Source organism: Francisella noatunensis subsp. noatunensis (genome assembly GCF_009823375.1).
GTDB lineage: Bacteria > Pseudomonadota > Gammaproteobacteria > Francisellales > Francisellaceae > Francisella > Francisella noatunensis.
Map to the genome: position 1 here is coordinate 1 of NZ_WBSX01000139.1, position 4,026 is coordinate 4,026.

Consider the following 4,026-nt stretch of genomic DNA (forward strand, 5'->3'; position numbering starts at 1 on the left):
TAATGAAAACATGAATAGGTATATCAGACAATTTATACCTAAAGGTACTAACTTTAACAATATATCTCATCAATACATTAGAAAGTTACAGATAGACTTGAATAATAGACCTAAGAAATGTTTAAATTACTTGACACCTAATGAAGTACATTTTGGTATCTCTATAAACATTGAGAATACAATCTAGCTAATTAATTATTTTCTAGATATAATCTTTACTTTAAAACACAAAGTTAATTATATGAGTTTCTACATACCTTTGTTTTTATTTTGTATATCATCTACTATTACGCCTGGACCAAATAATTTGATGTTGTTGATATCATCGATCAGGATTTGGTGTGAGAAAGACATTATCTCATTATTTAGGAGTTTGTCTTGGCTTTCCTTTTATGGTTTTGATCATAGGGATTGGCTTAGAGTCAATTTTTATAAATCATCTAACACTACATACAGTAATAAAAGTTGTAGGGGGTGTTTATATGTTGTGGTTGGCTTTTAAGATAATTCTATCATCTAATTTTGATGATGAAAAAAGCAGTGAGCCGTTAAGTTTTACTCAAGCAGCATTATTTCAGTGGATAAATCCTAAAGCTTGGATTATGGCAATTGGAGTTATATCTACTTATACGGTTGTTAGTACTGATATGAGCTTGTTGCTTCAGGTAATTATTATAACAGTTATTTATATGATAGTTTCATTTCTGTGTACAGGGTTTTGGTTATTTGGAGGTAGCTCAGTCAAAAGAATTTTAAATAATGAAAATCATTTAAGAGTATTTAAATTAATTTTAGGGTTATTGCTTATACTTTCAATTGTACTTATGATTTTTGAGTAAGTGCTTTAGCCTTGTCTTTTTTGGAATTTAGCAGAAATAAACATACCAAGCAATACGCCTATTATGATAATTGCTATCATAATTGTCACTAGAGCATTTATTTCAGGAGTAGGTCCATTTTTGACAGTTGAGTAAATGTACATTGGTAGGGTAGGGTTATTACTACCAGCTACAAATTCTGTGACAACTAAATCATCAATAGATAATGTAAATATAAGTAATGCTGATGTAATCAATGCAGGTATAAGTTGAGGTAAAGTTATTTTAAAGAAAGTCTCTATAGGGCCAGCACCTAGATCTAGAGCAGCTTCTTCTAATGATATATCTACACTAGCTATACGTGATTGCATTACTATGGCAACATAAGCTGTACACATTGTTACATGGGCTATAACTACCGTCGTAGTTCCTTTCTCATGAGGCCAGCCGATAAGATGTTGTAATGTCGAGAACATTAGTAATAAAGCTACACCAAGAATGATATCAGGCAAAACAAGAGGAGTTGCTACAAGACCATACAAAAAACTTCTCGATCTAAAAAATTTAAATCTAGTCATAGCGTAGGCTACTATAGTCCCAAGTATTGTTGCAATAATTGATGTTATTGTTGCTATCTTTAGGCTAGTAAAAGTAGCATTTATAATGTCTTCATCATTAATTACTTCATGATACCAGTCAAAAGTAAAGCCACCCCATAAGTTTATAATCTGAGAGTCACTAAATGAGAAAACTACTAGGATTACTAGAGGTATGTATAAAAATATCAAGCCAAATACAAGCATTATGCTACTAAATGAAAATTTTTTCATTGCTTATACCTCCTAAACAAAAGTTCTCTTAGCTTGTATACGTTGCATCCACAGAATAGGTAATACTAATACGACTATTAGTACTACAGATATTGCAGCAGACATACCCCAGTTGTTAGATGTGAAGAACTCTTCCCAAATAACATTTCCTATCATTAATGAATTCATCCCGCCCATGATCTGTGGTACTACTACTTCACCAATAGCCGGAATAAATATTAACAAGCTACCGGCAATCAGGCCAGGCATAGATAATGGCAGAGTTATCTTAAAGAATGAGTTTATTGGTTTAGAACCTAGGTCTTCCGCTGCATCATATATACTAGGATCAATTTTTATCAATGTGCTATAAAGTGGTAATATCAAAAATGGTAAATAACAATAAACCATACCTAGATACATTGAAAAATCATTATATAACAAAGCCATGCTTGGTAGACCTAGATCCATTAAGAATTGGTTAAGAGTATGATTGCCTAGTAATGTTACCCAAGCGTAAGTTCTAAGTAAAAATGAAGTCCAGTATGGAATAATAATCAAGACTAAGAAGAAGATTTGAGTGTTTTTTTTAGCTCTAGATAGCGCTAAAGCCATAGGGTAGCCAATTAAGATACACAAGGCAGTGGTTATGAAGGCAACCTTAAAAGATTTAAGTAATGATATAAATATAAGATTGTAATGAATTAATTCAATATAATTACTCAGATATAGGGTAAAGTTTACAGTTGAGTCTTTGAATTGCATCAAAGAAGTAACTGGTGGAGTACCATCTGCTGGTAAAGTAAAACTGATATCTATAACAAATAAGAATGGTATAAGTAAAAATACCATAAACCATACAAAAGGAACTAAGTACACTAAAGTATGTCTAAAGCTTTTTTCTAAGTTTTGCATTATGAATATAACACCATAATATTTTCTGATTCCCAAGTGAGATATACTTCATCATCCCAAGAAGGATGATCTGCATTTCTCTCAATATTGAAGTCAGTAGACTTAATTATATTGCCATTAGCAGTCCTAACATGGTAAGTAGATAAACCTCCCATATAAGCAATATCTTCAACAATACCTTTAATACAATTCACAGGTTTGTTAGGATTATAATCTTCTGGTTTGTCTTTACTGATAACTATTTTTTCAGGACGTAACCCAACCCAGATTTCTTGATCTTCAATAGCTTCTATATTTCTTCTTAATACAAAATTAGTACCAGCTTGCTCTGAAATTATAATACTTCGAGTTCTACTTACTGCTTCTACGCGACCTTCAAAAATTGTACTTTTACCAATAAAATTAGCTACAAATCGACTCTTAGGGAATTCATAAATTTCAGAAGGAGTACTTACTTGCTCTAGCCAGCCGTCAGTCATGATACCTATTCGAGTAGACATAGTCATAGCCTCTTCTTGATCATGAGTTACCATTATAAATGTACTGCCTGTCTGTTCTTGAATATCTACAAGTTCAAACTGCATCTGATCACGCAAGTTTTTATCTAGAGCTGATAATGGTTCATCTAGGAGAATTAATTTAGGTCTTTTTGCTAAACATCTTGCTAGAGCTACACGCTGACGCTGCCCACCAGATAATTGATGTGGTTTTCTTTTAGCAAGATGATCCATTTTTATGATTTTTAGAGCAGCATCAGTAGCTTTTTCTATTTCTTCTTTTTTTAGAGATTTCTCTTGTTTTAAACCGAACATAATATTTTGTTTAACATTCATATGCGGAAAAAGAGCATATGATTGAAACATCATATTAACAGGTCTTTTGTATGGTGGAGTATTAGACATATCTACACCATCAATAATTATTTTGCCATCAGTAGGTCTTTCAAAGCCTGCTAGCATTCTAAGAAGAGTACTTTTACCACTTCCTGAGCCACCTAGCAAAGAAAAAAACTCTTTTGGATAAACATCAAGATTAACAGAATCAACAGCTAAGTGACCATCATCAAACTGTTTTGAAAGGTTCTTTATAGAAACCAAAGGTTTTTTTGAAGATTTTTGCATCTTTAGTTCTATATAAATTAGTTAAGATTCTTAATAATAAGCAATTTTTATATAGAAAAAAAGTAAATATTAGAATTAATAACTATTATTTATATTATTGTATCTTTATCGTTTTGTTAAACTAGCTAACAATAATAAGTATAATGTAAATAGTAGCATTATATTTGGTAGTCAAATATGAACAAATTATCATCAGTTTTTGTTAACGTAGATGAAGAATTTACGAGTTATACTCGAATCTAGTGTATGATGAAAATCTAATATAGAAATAAGCGGTGTATTCGCAGCAGAATGATAGAATTATTTTGCAAAATATAAACTCTTAACTGAGGAATACACACATGACAAAAAGTAACATAATAG

Annotated in this window: 4 protein-coding genes and 1 pseudogene; 2 read left to right on the forward strand and 3 right to left on the reverse strand. The window is 31.3% G+C overall.

Translation table 11 applies throughout. From position 1 onward, the window contains the following. Together F8C69_RS09355 and F8C69_RS09360 are read left to right on the forward strand one after the other, a co-directional pair. Positions 1–187: pseudogene (locus F8C69_RS09355) on the forward strand (IS30 family transposase); the annotation flags it as partial. A 154-nt stretch (positions 188–341) separates the two neighbouring features. Next, positions 342–839, forward strand: a complete 498-nt coding sequence (locus tag F8C69_RS09360; RefSeq protein WP_236352444.1) for a LysE family translocator — start codon at positions 342–344, stop codon at positions 837–839. 5 nt (positions 840–844) lie between these two features. Here F8C69_RS09360 and F8C69_RS09365 read toward each other — a convergent pair whose 3' ends face one another. From F8C69_RS09365 to F8C69_RS09375, 3 genes are read right to left on the reverse strand one after another with little or no spacing between them, the layout of a single operon-like run. Continuing rightward, entirely contained in the window at positions 845–1,648 is an 804-nt protein-coding gene (locus F8C69_RS09365) for an ABC transporter permease (RefSeq protein WP_159184981.1), read from the reverse strand. Between the two features lie 12 nt (positions 1,649–1,660). Continuing rightward, positions 1,661–2,542 carry an ABC transporter permease gene (locus tag F8C69_RS09370; RefSeq protein WP_159184982.1) on the reverse strand — a complete coding sequence of 294 codons (882 nt, stop codon included), beginning with the start codon at positions 2,540–2,542 and terminating at the stop codon, positions 1,661–1,663. After that, positions 2,542–3,663 (reverse strand): ABC transporter ATP-binding protein, encoded by a 1,122-nt coding sequence (locus F8C69_RS09375; protein WP_159184983.1) that lies wholly within the window; start codon positions 3,661–3,663, stop codon positions 2,542–2,544. Before F8C69_RS09375 ends, F8C69_RS09370 begins: the two co-directional genes overlap by 1 nt. Positions 3,664–4,026: the final 363 nt, after the last annotated feature.